We start from the raw sequence: 15,245 nt of genomic DNA, 5'->3' as shown, positions 1-15,245 counted from the left end.
TTTGTGTTTCAAATTTGAACTGAGTTTATTTCTGTCCTGTTATGCGGGTGTTATTTTAGAGCCGCAGGTTAACCATAACCTTACAAAGCCTGTGGTTTTTCTTCCCAAGGACATTCTATGAAAACCTCACTCTTCAAAAGTCTTTACTTTCAGGTCCTGACAGCCATCGCAATCGGTATTTTACTGGGGCACTACTACCCTGAACTGGGCGCGCAAATGAAACCGCTTGGCGACGCGTTCGTTAAGCTCATTAAAATGGTTATCGCCCCGGTGATCTTCTGTACGGTAGTGACCGGTATCGCTGGCATGGAAAGCATGAAGGCGGTAGGGCGTACCGGTGCTGTGGCGCTTCTCTATTTCGAAGTGGTCAGTACCCTGGCTCTGATTATCGGTCTGATCATTGTTAACGTGGTGCAGCCTGGCGCAGGTATGAACGTCGACCCGTCGACGCTGGATGCCAAAGCGGTGGCGGTCTACGCCGAGCAGGCGAAAGATCAGGGCGTAGTCGCCTTCCTGCTGGATGTCATTCCCGGCAGCGTGATCGGGGCGTTTGCCAGCGGCAACATCCTGCAGGTGCTGCTGTTCGCCGTCATGTTTGGTTTTGCCCTGCATCGTCTGGGCAGCAAAGGCCAGCTGATCTTTAACGTTATTGAAAGCTTCTCGCAGGTCATCTTCGGCATCATCAACATGATCATGCGTCTGGCGCCGATTGGTGCCTTCGGGGCAATGGCGTTCACCATCGGGAAATACGGCGTCGGCACGCTGGTACAGCTCGGCCAGCTGATCATCTGCTTCTATATCACCTGTATTCTGTTTGTGGTGGTGGTGCTGGGTTCTATTGCCCGCGCGGCCGGTTTCAGCATCTTCAAATTTATCCGCTATATCCGCGAAGAGCTGCTGATTGTGCTGGGAACCTCCTCCTCTGAGTCGGCGCTGCCGCGTATGCTCGATAAGATGGAGAAGCTGGGCTGTCGTAAATCAGTGGTGGGGCTGGTGATCCCGACGGGTTACTCCTTTAACCTCGACGGCACCTCGATATACCTGACCATGGCGGCGGTGTTTATCGCGCAGGCGACCAACAGCCATATGGATATCTTCCATCAGATCACCCTGCTGGTGGTGCTGTTGCTCTCATCGAAAGGGGCGGCGGGCGTAACGGGCAGTGGCTTTATCGTGCTGGCGGCAACCATTTCCGCGGTAGGGCATCTGCCGGTGGCGGGTCTGGCGTTGATTCTCGGTATTGACCGCTTTATGTCTGAGGCGCGTGCGTTAACCAACCTGGTGGGTAACGGCGTGGCGACGGTTGTGGTGGCAAAATGGGTTAAAGAGCTGGATCACAAAAAGCTCGACGAAACGCTGAATAATCGCTCTTTTGATAGTAAAAACCCGGGTTTATCCTCCTGATTTTCCGCTAAATACCCGCATTCCCTTGTCGGAATGCGGGCTCCTGCGCATAATAACTGTTCGTACCTGTCATAATTCGACAAGATTTTTTTTGGGTATATTGCACTTCTCACCGTGACGTTTTGCCGAACGCGCGGTCTAATCGACGTGTTTTCATCGTCATCTTTTAGAGTGAAGCGCGTCGCGAGACACTCTTTTTAACCAGGAATGTTGATCAGGGGTTCACATGCAGGGCACAAAAATTCGACTCTTAACCGGCGGTTTGCTGATGATGGCAGCAGCCAGTTATGTGCAGGCAGATGCGCTCCAGCCAGACCCGGCCTGGCAACAAGGGACCCTGGCGAATGGTTTTCAGTGGCAGGTGTTAGCCACACCGCAGCGTCCCAGCGATCGTATTGAAATCCGTCTGTCTGTGAATACCGGCTCCCTCACTGAAAGCACCCAGCAGACCGGCTTTAGCCATTTTATTCCCCGACTGGCGCTCACCCAGAGCGGCAGTTTACAGGCTGTTCAGGTGCGTTCGCTCTGGCAGCAGGGCATCGACCCGAAGCGTCCATTGCCGCCGGCCGTTGTGTCATATGACTACACCATGTTTAACCTGAGCCTGCCGAATAACCGCAACGATCTGCTTAAAGAAGCGCTTACGTATCTCTCCGATGCCACCGGCAATCTGGCGATTACGCCGGAAACCGTCAATTATGCGTTGCGCAACAGCGATATGGTCGCGACCTGGCCGACAGATACCAAAGAGGGCTGGTGGCGCTATCGCCTGAAAGGCTCAGCGCTGCTTGGACACGATCCGGCAGAGCCACTGAAACAGCCGGTGGATGCTGAGCAGGTAAAATCGTTCTATCAGAAATGGTACACCCCGGACGCGATGACGTTGATCGTGGTCGGGAATGTGGACAGCCGCGCGGTGGTAGAGCAGATCAACAAAGCCTTCGGCGAGCTGAAAGGCAAGCGTGAAACGCCAGCCCCCGTCCCGACGCTCTCTCCGCTGCGTACCGAGCCTGTCAGCATCACCACTGACGCCGTGCGTCAGGATCGACTCTCCATGATGTGGGATACCGCCTGGCAGCCTATCCGTGAATCCGCCGCGCTGTTGCGCTACTGGCGTGCCGATCTGACGCGTGAAGCGCTGTTCTGGCATGTTCAGCAGACCCTCAGTAAGAACGGTGTGAAGAATATTGCTCTGGGCTTTGACTGCCGTGTGCTGTTCCAGCGCGCGCAGTGCGCCATTAATATCGAATCGCCCGGCGATAAGCTGAATGCCAATCTGGGCGTGGTGGCGAAAGAGCTGGCAAAAGTGCGCAAAGAGGGGCTGTCAGAAGATGAGTTCAACGCGCTGGTGGCGCAGAAAAAACTCGAACTGCAGAAGCTGTTTGCCACCTATGCCCGCGCCGATACGGATATCCTGATCAGCCAGCGTATTCGCTCGTTGCAGAATCAGGTGGTGGACATCGCGCCGGAGCAGTACCAGAAGCTCCGTCAGGACTTCCTGAATGGGCTGACCGTCGATATGTTAAATCAGGATTTACGTCAGCAGCTGTCGCAGGATATGGGATTAGTCCTTCTGCAGCCGAAAGGCGAGCCGGAATACAACATGAAGGAGCTGCAGGCGACATGGGATTCAATCATGACCGCCGCGCCGCAACCAACCCAGGCGGCAACGTCTGATGATCTGCATCAGGACGCGACGGATATTCCGCAGGGGCAGTAATCCTAAAAAATTCCCTCTCCCGGTGGGAGAGGGTCAGGGTGAGGGCATCAGCCCGCACCCTATTTAAGCAGGCATCGCCTCACGCGGAATAATCGCCCCGCGATACTGGATCACCGTACTGGCTGTCAGGTGTCCGCGCTGTGCTGCCGCTTCAGGCGTTCCGCCCGTCAGACGCACTGCCAGATACCCCGCGCTGAAGGAATCTCCCGCTGCTGTAGTATCTACCACTTTGTCCTTCGCCAGTTTCACCGCCGGGACGTCAATCACCGCGTCACCTGCCACCGCCACCAGGCAGGACGCCGCACCACGCTTAATCACCACTTCGCTCACGCCAGCAGCCTGGGTGCGCGCAATGACCTCATCAACGGGCTTCTCGCCCCACAGAGCATCTTCATCGTCGAGCGTCAGGAACGCGATATCGGTGCACTGCAGCATCTGCTGATAAACCTGCTGCGTCTCTTCCCGGCTGGCCCACAGGCGCGGACGGTAGTTGTTATCAAAAATGACCTTGCCGCCATTGGCGCGGCATTCGCGCAGCAGCGACAGCAGCTTTTCACGGCTGGTCGGGCTTAAAATGGCCAGGCTAATCCCGCTCAGATAGAGATAATCAAACGTCGCCAGCGTTTCGCAAATGGCGTCTGCGCCGTCGCTCTCCAGCCAGTATTTGGCCGCGGCTTCGTTGCGCCAGTAGTAGAAGGTGCGCTCGCCGGTGTCATCGGTCTCGATGTAATACAAACCCGGCAGGCGGTTTTCCATGCGCTGAATCAGCGAGGTATCAATGTGTTCGCTCTGCCAGGCATCCAGCATTTGCTGGCTGAAACTGTCCGTACCCAGCGCGGTCACGTAGTTCACGGTGAGCGCCCCAGGCGGCACCTGGCGGGCAATATAAACGGAGGTGTTTAGGGTATCGCCACCAAAACCGCGGCTAACGTCCGCGCCTTTTTGTGACAGCTCAATCATGCATTCGCCAATGACGGCAATTTTTTTGGACATAATCATGAACCTGAACAGAGTAATTAAAGGTAGTGTGCGCTGTGTGAATTATGCGGTCAACTATATTAAAACGACGTTCCATTATTTTTTTGAGCCAGCGCGGGTTCCTGTTAATTTCTGTCATCTTAATTTCATTTTCCCGGTGAATTGAACATAAAGTTCTCAATTGTTGCGCCGATAACCCAGTGACGAGTCCAGAAAGGCCATCCCAACAACAGGACATCTGAAATGAAGTCAGAGCAGGTTATCCAGCGGCTGAGCACTACGCCTGAGGCAAGTATTGAGAACTTGCAGGAGCATCGCTACTGGCTGCAATGTGAGCGTGCGTACACCTATCAGCCAATCTATCGTACCGACGGTCGACTGATGGCGATTGAAATTTTGACGGTCGTTACGCACCCCTCAAACCCTTCACAGCGTATCGCGCCGGACCGCTATTTCGCCGAAGTTGCCGTTCGCCAGCGTCTGGACGTGCTGGAAGAGCAGTTGCGTATGCTGGCAACGAAACAGGCCTTTTTCGAACAGCACGATATTCTGGCCTCGGTCAACGTGGATGGCCCAACCCTGCTGGCGCTGCGCCAGAATGCGAACCTGCAGGAGCTTATCGCCACCCTGCCGTGGATGCGCTTTGAACTGGTGGAGCATGTCCGCCTGCCGCAGGAATCTTCTTTTGCCTCGATGTGTGAATTTGGCCCCCTGTGGCTGGATGACTTTGGCACCGGCATGGCGAACTTCTCCGCCCTCAGCGAGGTGCGATACGACTACATCAAAGTGGCCCGCGATCTGTTCATTATGCTGCGCCAGACCCCGGAAGGGCGGAATCTGTTTACGCTGTTATTGCAGCTGATGAACCGCTACTGCAAAGGGGTCATTGTGGAAGGTGTGGAAACGCTGGAAGAGTGGCGCGATGTGCAAAACTCACCTGCTGCCGCCGCGCAAGGCTATTACCTCTCGCGTCCGGTTCCCATGGATACCCTCGACACCGTGATAACACACCTCTGAACCGCCCGTTTCCCTTTGTCTGGACTATAGTTTTACAGGACAGGTCATCAGGAAAAGGGGATCAAAATGACTAAAACAACCAGGGTAATCTCCTGGACAGCAGGGATTTTCTTGTTGTTGATCGTGGTCGCTATCATCGTTATTGCGACATTCGACTGGAACCGCCTTAAGCCGACCATCAACCAGAAAGTCTCAACCGAACTGAACCGCCCCTTCGCGATACGCGGTGATTTAGGCGTGGTGTGGGAACGTCAGAAGGAGGAGACCGGCTGGCGAAGCTGGATCCCGTGGCCGCACGTTCACGCCGACGACATCATTCTGGGTAACCCGCCGGATATTCCTGCCGTCACCATGGTGCATCTCCCGCGGGTTGAAGCCACGCTGGCGCCGTTAGCGCTTCTGACGAAAACCGTCTACCTGCCGTGGATCAAGCTTCAGCAGCCCGATGCACGCCTGATCCGTCTCTCGGAAAAAAACAATAACTGGACCTTTAACCTCGCCAGTAGCGGCGAGAAAGATCCCAATGCCCAGCCCTCTTCGTGGTCATTCCGTCTCGATAACATTCTTTTCGATCGCGGACGGATCGCCATCGACGATAAGGTCAGCAAGGCTGATGTGGAGATCCTGGTCGATCCGCTGGGCAAACCGCTACCGTTTAGCGAAGTGACCGGCACTAAAGCGAAAGGGGATAACGCCAGCGCGGGCGATTACGTTTTTGGCCTGCGGGCTAGCGGACGCTACAACGGACAACCGTTAACCGGCACCGGTAAAATTGGCGGCATGCTGGCGCTGCGAAGCGCAGGCACCCCGTTCCCGGTGCAGGCGGACTTCCGCTCCGGCAACACGCGAGTCGCCTTTACCGGTACGGTCAACGACCCCATGAACATGGGCGGGGTTGATTTGCAGCTCAAGTTTGCCGGAGATTCGCTGGGCGAACTGTATGAACTCACCGGCGTGCTGCTGCCGGATACGCCGCCGTTTGAGACGGACGGGCATCTGGTGGCCAAAATCGATACGGAAAAAACGTCTGTCTTTGACTATCGGGATTTCAACGGCCGTATCGGCGACAGCGATATCCACGGTACGCTGACTTACACCACCGGCAAACCGCGCCCGAAACTGGAAGGGGATGTGGAGTCCCGCCAGCTCAGGCTTGCCGATCTGGGCCCCCTGATCGGCGTTGATTCCGGCAAAGGCACGAAGTCGAAAGAGGTGAAAAAAGACCTGCAGCCCGCGGGGAAAGTGCTGCCCTACGATCGCTTTGAAACCGACAAGTGGGATGTAATGGATGCGGATGTGCGCTTCAAGGGGCGTAAAATCGAGCATGGCAGCACGCTACCCATCAGCAATCTCTCAACCCATATTCTGCTTAAAAATGCCGACCTGCGTCTGCAGCCGCTGAAATTTGGTATGGCGGGCGGAACCATCTCCTCGAACATTCATCTGGAAGGCGATAAAAAGCCGATGCAGGGCCGGGCTGATATTCAGGCACGCAGGCTCAAACTGAAAGAGCTGATGCCCAACGTGGAGCTGATGCAGAAAACCCTCGGTGAAATGAACGGCGACGCGGACATTCGCGGGGTGGGGAACTCCGTGGCGGCGCTGCTCGGGAGCAGTAACGGCAACCTCAAGCTGCTGATGAACGACGGGCTGGTGAGCCGTAACCTGATGGAGATCCTGGGACTGAACGTCGGGAACTACATCATCGGGCAGATCTTTGGTGATGATGAGGTGCGGGTGAACTGCGCGGCGGCGAATCTGGATCTGGTCAACGGCGTGGCGCGGCCGCAGATTTTTGCTTTCGACACGGAAAATGCGGTGATCAACGTCACCGGGACCGCCAGCATGGCCTCTGAGCAGCTTGATTTAACCATCGACCCGGAAAGCAAGGGGATCCGTATCATCACCCTGCGTTCGCCACTTTATGTGCGTGGCACCTTCAAAAATCCTCAGGCGGGGGTAAAACCCGGGCCGCTGATTGCGCGCGGTGCGGTGGCGGCAGCGCTCGCGACGCTGGTCACGCCAGCTGCGGCGCTGCTGGCGCTGATTTCGCCATCAGAAGGGGAAGCCAATCAGTGCCGGAACATTTTGTCGCAGATGAAGAAGTAGCTCCCTTTCTCCCTCTCCCTGTGGGAGAGGGCCGGGGTGAGGGCATCAGGCTGCAGTAAATTACAGAGCCTGATGCTTAGTCTCGTGCGTCAGCAGCAGCGCAATCAGCGTCAGTGCCGCCATGGCCGCCAGATACACGCCCACGTAGAACAGGCCATAATTTGCCTGCAGCCAGGTGGCGATGTATGGCGCAACGGAGGCACCCAGAATAGACGAGACGTTATAGGAGAACGACGCGCCGGTATAACGCACTTCCGTCGGGAACAGCTCTGGCAGCAGCGCGCCCATCGGACCGAAGGTTAACCCCATCAGGCTCAGGCCAATCAGCAGATACGCCATCACCAGCGCCGGGCTACCCGAACCGAGCAGCGGCGGGAAGACAAACAGGGCGAACAGAATGATAAGCGTCGTGATGGTAATCATGCTGGAGCGACGGCCAAATTTATCCGCCAGCAGGCCGGCAATCGGCACCATGACGCCAAACCCAATCACCGCCATCATCAGCATCCACAGCACTTCATTACGCGGCAGGCCCAGCCCAACCGGCGCGGCAGCGGTGCTGTACGTCATGGAGTAGACGGTCATGATATAGAACAGCGTATAGGTAGCCAGCATGATAAAGGTGCCCAGCACGGTCACGCGGACATGTTTGGTCAGCAGCGTGCCCAGCGGTACTTTTACCTGTTTTTTCGCCGCCGCCACTTTCGCGAACACCGGGGTTTCGTGCAGAGAAACGCGAACATACAGGCCAATCAGCACCAGTACGGCAGAGAAGACGAACGGAATACGCCAGCCCCAGCTCATGAACTGTTCATCCGTCAGCAGCCAGGAGAGCAGCAGGAAGGTGCCATTCGCAAAGAAGAAGCCAATCGGTGCGCCAAGCTGTGGGAAGGAACCATACAGCGCACGCTTACGCGCCGGGGCGTTCTCGGTCGCCAGCAGCGCCGCGCCGCCCCATTCGCCGCCCAGACCCAGACCCTGGCCAAAACGTGCCAGCGCCAGCAGCACCGGTGCCAGAATGCCAATGCTCTCGTAGGTAGGCAGCAGGCCGATGGCGACGGTGGAAATGCCCATCGTCAGCAACGAAGCCACCAGCGTCACTTTACGCCCGATGCGATCGCCAAAATGACCAAACAGCGCCGAGCCAATCGGACGCGCGACGAAGGCGATAGCAAAGGTTGCCAGAGACTGCAGTGTGGCCGCCGTCGGGTCGCCCTGCGGGAAGAAGATATGCGGGAAGACAATAACCGCTGCGGTGGCGTAAATGTAAAAGTCGAAGAACTCGATGGCGGTACCAATCAGCGAGGCGACGACGACTTTATTGCGTGAGTTGACCGGAACGTTTTCGCTCCCGGAATCGAGTGTTGTGGCGGTTGCTTGCATAATATTTTCTTATTTTTTGTCGAACGAAAGGCCATATTACGCACAGCAAAAGCGACATTTCAATCTGTAACAAAACGGCGAACCGGTGGTAAAAGCAACAAAAAGCGGATAATGTTCAGCCCAGCCAAAACACTTCTATGAAATGCTTCACAGATTTTAAATATTAGTGGATAAAACTGGTTTTCAGTTAAATAAAAGTTACGGACTGGATATATATGCTGAAATGATGAATCGGGCTGAAACTTTCAGCCCGAAAGGGGGGGTTAACGGTGTGTTTTCCCCGGCATGCGCGTGTCGCCTTTGTATTCGGCGGTGGCGATCCACGCCGCACAGAACAGGGTCAGGCGGGCGAAGAAGTAGAAGAACGCCATCAGCCCCAGAACCGAGCCAAACGCGGCGCCAGAAGGGGATTTCACCAGCGACGGCAGGGTATACGTCATCACGATTTTAATCACCTCAAAGCCTATCGCCGCGAGCAGTGTTCCTCGGATCAGCGCTTTCTTGCGCGGGCGATGACGCGGCAAGCGCCAGAAGATCCAGAAGAACAGCAGGTAGTTGGCGAAAATGGAGATCGCCAGCCCGATGCCGCGCCACGCAGGCTTGAGCCAGTCGATGTAATCAAGATAGAGCGCGGAGATAATCATCTGCTGCGCGGAACCGGCGACCGAGGTAATGGAGAGCGTGACGACCAGCGCCACCAGCAGACCAATCAGCGAAACAAAATCGCGGAAATACTTAACCCAAATTTTCTCCTGATCCTGAGGCTTACGCTCCCACACCTCGCGCGACTGGGCGCGAATGGCCTCGCGCAGGTTACCCATCCAGTTCACGCCGGAATAGAGCGCAATCAGCAAACCGACAATACCCACCGTGGTGCGCTGCTGCACGGCAGTATTGATGGTGCTTTTTAGCGTGGTGGCGAGGGTCGGGTCACTGACGTTATTCAGGATCTTATTGAAAATATCCTGCAGCAGCGTCGGGTGAGACGCGAGCACAAAACCGGCTGCCGCGAACGAGACCATCAGGATCGGGATCATCGACAAAAAGGAAAAATAGGTAATCGCTGCACCAAACTGATTCCCCATCCGGTCGTTGAAACGTTCCGCGGCGCGTATCAGGTGCGCAATCACGGGGATCTGCTGAATTTTCTCCGCCAGCGTGGTGACCGTCCCCAGCGCTTTGCTGGCTTTGCCGGGTGTGCCGGGCTCTTCGGGCCCGGTCTCCATCTTCTTGATGGGATCGTAATCTAATTGTTGAGTGGGTCGTTGCGGGTTATTTTCCGGCGTCACGCGTTTTTTCCTTTTCGTTTGGCTGGATGTCATTGAATTATAGCTTGCGACTAATCCACGTAAGCTTTTGTGATTTCCGTAAGCCACTCCATAAACAGGTGCACCCGGCGGGAGAGGTTACGGCGGTGGGGGTAGATCAGGGAAACCGGCATGGGTTCCGCCCGGTACTGCGGCAGCACTTCAATCAGCTTTTTCGTGCGTAGAGAATCACGTACGCCCACGCGGGGAACCTGAATAATACCCAGCCCGGCGATACAGGCGGCATGGTAGGTCTCTGTACTGTTGACCGTCAAGACCCCGCCCGTTTTAACCCACTGGGTCGCGCTGCCGTTATAAAACTCAAAGCCTTGCGGGCGCGAACCCAGCATCGCGGCGTAGTGGATCACCGCGTGTGAGGCCAGGTCGTCGAGCGTTTCCGGATAACCAAACCGCGTCAGATAATCCGGGCTGGCACAGTTAATCACCGAAAGCTTGCCCAGCGGGCGGGCGATAAGCCCTGAATCCTTCAACGTGCCGACGCGCACCACGCAGTCAAACCCTTCGCGGATCACATCCACCAGACGATCGCTGCTGCTGAGCTCCAGTTCAATACCCGGATACTGCTGCAGAAACGCAGGCAGTTTTGGGATGACTAAATTTCGTGCAACGCCCACCGGCATATCGACGCGTAGCCGCCCGCTGATGCTGGAGGGATCGTGCTGGAACATGCCGTCCAGTTCATCGAGGTTCGACAGCAGATCTTTTGCCCGTTCGTAATAGACCATGCCGTCCTGGGTGAGGCTGACGCGGCGCGTGGTGCGGTGCAACAGCTGGGTGCCCAGCCGGTTTTCCAGCGCCTGAATCTGGCGCGAAACGCTGCCTCTCGGCAGGGTCAGCGTCTCCGCTGCCCGGGAAAAGCTCTCCAGTTCCGCGACACGAACAAACAGCTGCATTGCGTGAATTTTATCCATCGGTATCGCTCATTGTTGTTGAGAATGAAACAGTGAAGCGCGCTAGCCTGTCTTTATTGATCTTCTATCAGCTAATAAGCTCTTTCTCAATCTCCCTGATAACCGAAATGAGGTTTCTTATGACTGAACGTATCGCATTAGTGACCGGTGGCAGCCGTGGTCTGGGTAAAAACGCGGCTCTGAAGCTGGCAGCAGCGGGAACAGGAATCATCCTGACTTATCATCACAATCAGCAGGACGCGCTGGATGTGGTGCGTGAAATTCAGGAAAAAGGCATTAACGCGGCGGCATTACAGCTCAACGTCGGTGATATCACAGGTTTTGAGCGTTTTGCCCAACAGCTGCAGGAAACCCTGAGAACCGTCTGGCAGCGTGATACCTTTGATTATTTATTGAACAATGCCGGAACGGGTTTATACGCCCCCTATACCGGGACGACAGAAGCGCAGTTCGATGAGGTAATGAATGTTCATTTCAAAGGGCCATTTTTCCTGACCCAGCGCCTGCTGCCTTTGCTGAATGATGGCGGACGGATCCTCAACGTCTCCAGCGGACTGGCCCGTTTTACTCAGCCAGGCTCCGCGACCTACGCGGCAATGAAGGGGGCGATGGAAGTGCTGACCCGCTATCAGGCCAAAGAGCTGGGCACGCGCGGGATCTCCGTCAATATCATCGCGCCGGGGGCAATTGAAACCGATTTTGGCGGCGGACACGTACGCGATGACGCGCAGCTTAATCAGATGCTGGCGTCGCAAACGGCGCTGGGACGGGTTGGCCTGCCGGATGATATTGGTGATGCCATCGCGGCGCTGCTCAGCGATAAACTGGGCTGGATGAATGCGCAACGTATTGAAGTATCTGGTGGGATGTTCCTGTAATGCATCTTCCTGAGGGGACGGAACCCCTTAAGGAAATCCTTAAGCAGAGTGTGTCCGGATACGGGCAGATATAAACATCGGCGGTGAATTTGTAACGTCTCCATTCATTGAGTTTTTTCTCAAATAACGCCTCTATACAATCCCCCCTCGCGATTCTCAGAGGGAGAAAAACGATGCGAGTAATCATGTTTGACAGGCAGTCGATATTTATTCATGGAGCGATAAACAGTCTGCGGAAGGTAATGCCGGAAATAAATATGACAGGGACCCGTCAGGCAGATGAATTACGGGCGCAGTTGTCCGCGTCACCGTCCGCTATCGTCATGATTGACGGAGAGTTAATTCATCACGAGGGCATCACATTATTGGAAGACATTATCACGCGTTTCCCTGCGATACGTGTGGTGATGGTACTGGCGAAAAAAGAGCCCCGGTGGGCGAAACAGCTGTTGCAGTGCAACGTAATGGCAATTGTTCCCCGCAACGCGTCTGCGGAGCGGTTTTGCGCGGTGCTGGATTCGGTCTCCAGAGGGATGGTCTGTTTTCCCGGCGAGTGGCTGACGCAGCAGGCGTCTCACCAGGCGTTGTTATCCTTAAGCGAGCGCCAGCGTGAAGTGCTGAAGTTACTCGCCGCCGGGGAGTCGAATAAAGAGATTGGCCGCACGCTCAATATCAGTGCGGCAACGGTGAAGGCCCATCTGGAGTTGCTCTTCCGGCGGCTGGATGTAAAAAATCGCACGCAGGCCGCGATGTGCTATACCCGGCTCACCGCCTGAGCGATGGCATTTATCGGGCAAGGTGTGTGACTAAAACTGAACATCAACAACACCAGCGCATCATGCTGGTGTTGTGTTAATGGCTGAGTAATATTTTCCTGAATTAACATCTCATAGATCTGAATATCGTTATCTAACAAGCGCTCTGCTTCAGCAACGGTAATAAGGCGATGGAATTTCTCCCATTGCTGAATGACATGACCATATCCAATGACCCCTGTACCGCGCTCGTCACGATATTTTTCCAGGGACAGTCCTTGCTGTTTTTTAATTAATTCAACGGCAGCAGAAGATAGCTTTAACATGGTATTTTCCTCTTTCAGACATCACTGTAGAGGAAATGCGCCACGAGACATATCCGCCAAATGGCCGTTGCTCAACCGTTATTTTCCAGATAGTCGCGCTGCAATAAACCAAACAGCCAGTCATTATGCCAGTGGCCGCCAAGGTAATAGCTCTCACGCAGCTCACCCTCCAGCCGGAAGCGGGCTTTTTCCAGCAGACGCCGGGAGGCGATATTCCCGGCCGTGACGGTGGCGGTGAGACGGCGGATCCCCCCCTGGTGGAAGGCATAATCACAGAGTGCCTGCAGGGATTCATAGCCGTAACCTTTCCCCTGAGCCGCGGGGGCGAAAAGGAAACCGACTTCGGCGCAATCCGCTTCGTGGTGTTGGTAGCCGGTCACCCCCAGCGGAGTCTGGCTGGCGTTATCGCGAACCACGAGGCAGAGCCAGTGCACGCTGCCGGGTGTCCACGGCGTCAGCCGGGAATCAAAGGCGTCACGAATGTCCGCCACAGTGCGATCCTGCGCGACAAAGCGCATCACATCCGGGTCTTGCTGTAGCGCCAGGAAAAAGGGCCAGTCATCTTCCTGTAACGGTGAGCAGGTAAGACGCGATGTTGTTAACTGAGGCATTCAGATTCTCCTGAAACAATGTCAATGATTTTGGTGCTGTCACTTTATTTCAACAGAAAGTCAGGTATGGTTAACCTCGTATAAATAAAAAGAAAAACGGCCGTTCCGGGCCCCTTTTGGATGTCTTCGTGGTCTTTTAAGGAAAACAATGACGCTCAGCACATCACACCATATCCGCGAACAGTTTGAACACTGTCTGGCGGTCATTCGTCAGGCCTCAGTGGAAATATTGCTTCTCCTGAATGTACATGTTTCTGAGGGAAAAGATCCACGCTGGTTCCTGGAGCAGCTGGACAGCGCGCGTTTAGGCCTGGGCGGGTGGGGCGCCGTGGCGAAGAAGCTCAACCTGAACGATGCTGAGATGTCGGAATTTACCCTGCAACTGCGCCTGCTGCAGCAGCGCGTTCCTCAGTACGAAAGCGGGCAGGATGTCAGTGAAAATCAGCTGATTGCGGCGATGCGGTTTGTCACCGCGCTGGAGCATCTTCGTCTGCAACAACCGCTCCTGACATACAGTACCGAACTGGCGCCCGGCAGTGAGCTTCAACAGCAGCAGGCACACAAGCAGGTGCGTGCGATTGAGCTGATGATTAAAGGGCTTATTCAGCAGGCGTGGCCCGATCAGGTGCGGCTGAATAACCATCTTAAGACCCTGTTTAACGCGGACCGCGTGCGGCGCTGGCTGAAGCTGGGTGACATCAACGACGTGCTGAGCGGAATGATGTTCAGCGAGCTGGCCCAGATGCTGGTGGATAAAAAAGAGTACAGCCGCTATTACGCGTCGCTGTTCAGCGATGCGTCCATGCTGACGCTGCTGGTAGAACCGCGTAAAACGTTGCAAACCTTCCTTGATGATATCCGCCAAATCCGCAACAACCTTACCGTTCAGAAAGCATTAACCTCGGCGCAAATCCAGCTGCTGGATAACTACTACACCCAGATCACCCGTCCCGTTCAGCGTGCGTTTGAAGAGGGGCGCACTCGCGTCAACCCGGCCGGGTTAATGGCGGTGGATGCCAGCGAGCTGCATGCTTTCTGGGAGAAAGCGCAGAAAATGGATCGGGTTACCGGCGGGGATCTGTTTGAAGTGCGTGACACGATTGAAAAACCGACCCAGCGCGCGCCGCGCACGCCTGAACAACGCGAGCAGCTCATCTCCGGCGTGTTATGGGGCGCAGTGGGCGTGATGGTCATCGCGATTGTCGCGGGAGGATTCTGGCTGGTGACCAGCAGCTCGCCAGCAGAGACAGCGGTGGCCGCCACCGAAACGCCTGCGCCGCAGGAGATGCGGGAAACGCCCTCCTCGCGGGAGACGCTGACGCGCATGGGCATCACCTGGGACGAGAATAATTTCCGCTCGGCCATCAACCGCAACGACACCCGTATCGCGCAGCTCTTTTTACAGGGCGGAATGGACTGGAAGCTCTCATGGACCGAAGAGGCGATGTCATCCAACCATGACGACGTGCTGGAGCTAATGTTGCGCTACCGGCAAAACATGGTGGAAGAGAAGCCGTGCCGGCGGTTTATCAATACGCTCACCCACGCCATGGCGAATGGCGAATCGCTGACCGCCGTACGTAAACAGTACCTGAAAGCCTTTTGCACCGTCCCTGCCGTGGTAAAACGCCAGCAGCACGATTTGGATATGGCGACGCGCCGCGCCGAGTCACAGCCGAATGCCAGCACGAAAAAATGGCAGGCTATTCAGTCTGCCATTTATGAGGTGATCCGCTGATCGTATCTCCCTCTTCATGTGGGTTGAGGGCTCCCCGGTAATTCATAAACAGAAGCAATAACGTTGCTCTCAGAATGACTGAGGGCG

Annotated in this window: 13 protein-coding genes; 7 read left to right on the top strand and 6 right to left on the bottom strand. The window is 55.6% G+C overall.

What is annotated here, in order from left to right; genetic code table 11:
• Positions 1–117: 117 nt before the first annotated feature.
• Together EKN38_RS24465 and EKN38_RS24460 are read left to right on the top strand one after the other, a co-directional pair.
• Positions 118–1,404 (top strand): dicarboxylate/amino acid:cation symporter, encoded by a 1,287-nt coding sequence (locus tag EKN38_RS24465; RefSeq protein WP_126522946.1) that lies wholly within the window; start codon positions 118–120, stop codon positions 1,402–1,404.
• A gap of 226 nt (positions 1,405–1,630) precedes the next feature.
• Positions 1,631–3,124 (top strand): M16 family metallopeptidase, encoded by a 1,494-nt coding sequence (locus EKN38_RS24460; RefSeq protein ID WP_014833670.1) that lies wholly within the window; start codon positions 1,631–1,633, stop codon positions 3,122–3,124.
• A gap of 63 nt (positions 3,125–3,187) precedes the next feature.
• Here the strand turns inward: EKN38_RS24460 and EKN38_RS24455 are convergent, their stop codons facing one another.
• Positions 3,188–4,117, bottom strand: a complete 930-nt coding sequence (locus tag EKN38_RS24455; protein WP_014833669.1) for a sugar kinase — start codon at positions 4,115–4,117, stop codon at positions 3,188–3,190.
• A 228-nt stretch (positions 4,118–4,345) separates the two neighbouring features.
• Between EKN38_RS24455 and pdeH the strand changes: the two genes are divergently transcribed.
• The gene (pdeH, locus tag EKN38_RS24450) at positions 4,346–5,119 is read left to right on the top strand and encodes a cyclic-guanylate-specific phosphodiesterase (RefSeq protein ID WP_014833668.1); all 774 of its coding nucleotides are present in this window, start codon (positions 4,346–4,348) and stop codon (positions 5,117–5,119) included.
• Positions 5,120–5,185: 66 nt separating this feature from the next.
• Entirely contained in the window at positions 5,186–7,228 is a 2,043-nt protein-coding gene (locus EKN38_RS24445; RefSeq protein WP_014833667.1) for an AsmA family protein, read from the top strand.
• Between the two features lie 60 nt (positions 7,229–7,288).
• On the opposite strand, the gene EKN38_RS24440 is transcribed toward EKN38_RS24445, so the two are convergent.
• The 3 genes from EKN38_RS24440 to EKN38_RS24430 all read right to left on the bottom strand — a co-directional run bounded on the left by EKN38_RS24440 (position 7,289) and on the right by EKN38_RS24430 (position 10,850).
• On the bottom strand, positions 7,289–8,611 hold the full coding sequence (locus EKN38_RS24440; protein ID WP_014833666.1) for an MFS transporter: 1,323 nt from the start codon (positions 8,609–8,611) through the stop codon (positions 7,289–7,291).
• Positions 8,612–8,874: 263 nt separating this feature from the next.
• On the bottom strand, positions 8,875–9,900 hold the full coding sequence (yhjD, locus tag EKN38_RS24435) for an inner membrane protein YhjD (RefSeq protein ID WP_014833665.1): 1,026 nt from the start codon (positions 9,898–9,900) through the stop codon (positions 8,875–8,877).
• Positions 9,901–9,950: 50 nt separating this feature from the next.
• Positions 9,951–10,850 carry a LysR family transcriptional regulator gene (locus EKN38_RS24430; RefSeq protein ID WP_014833664.1) on the bottom strand — a complete coding sequence of 300 codons (900 nt, stop codon included), beginning with the start codon at positions 10,848–10,850 and terminating at the stop codon, positions 9,951–9,953.
• A 119-nt stretch (positions 10,851–10,969) separates the two neighbouring features.
• Between EKN38_RS24430 and EKN38_RS24425 the strand changes: the two genes are divergently transcribed.
• A complete protein-coding gene (locus EKN38_RS24425) occupies positions 10,970–11,728 on the top strand; it encodes an SDR family NAD(P)-dependent oxidoreductase (RefSeq protein WP_014833663.1) in 759 nt (252 codons plus the stop codon).
• A gap of 173 nt (positions 11,729–11,901) precedes the next feature.
• Complete coding sequence (locus EKN38_RS24420) at positions 11,902–12,504, top strand: response regulator transcription factor (RefSeq protein ID WP_014833662.1); 603 nt, start codon at positions 11,902–11,904, stop codon at positions 12,502–12,504.
• Here the strand turns inward: EKN38_RS24420 and EKN38_RS24415 are convergent.
• A complete protein-coding gene (locus tag EKN38_RS24415) occupies positions 12,483–12,809 on the bottom strand; it encodes a lysozyme (RefSeq protein WP_014833661.1) in 327 nt (108 codons plus the stop codon). The genes EKN38_RS24420 and EKN38_RS24415 overlap by 22 nt on opposite strands.
• Before the next feature lie 71 nt (positions 12,810–12,880).
• Complete coding sequence (locus EKN38_RS24410; protein WP_014833660.1) at positions 12,881–13,420, bottom strand: GNAT family N-acetyltransferase; 540 nt, start codon at positions 13,418–13,420, stop codon at positions 12,881–12,883.
• Between the two features lie 148 nt (positions 13,421–13,568).
• On the opposite strand from EKN38_RS24410, the gene EKN38_RS24405 reads away from it, so the two are divergent.
• Positions 13,569–15,158, top strand: a complete 1,590-nt coding sequence (locus EKN38_RS24405; RefSeq protein WP_014833659.1) for an STY4199 family HEPN domain-containing protein — start codon at positions 13,569–13,571, stop codon at positions 15,156–15,158.
• The last annotated feature ends 87 nt before the right edge of the window (positions 15,159–15,245 follow it).

It is taken from the genome of Enterobacter sp. WCHEn045836 (genome assembly GCF_003965585.1).
In the GTDB taxonomy this organism is placed as follows: Bacteria; Pseudomonadota; Gammaproteobacteria; order Enterobacterales; family Enterobacteriaceae; genus Enterobacter; species Enterobacter dissolvens.
The sequence above is the reverse complement of the archived record's forward strand: the minus strand, read 5'-3'. Positions and strand labels throughout refer to the sequence as shown.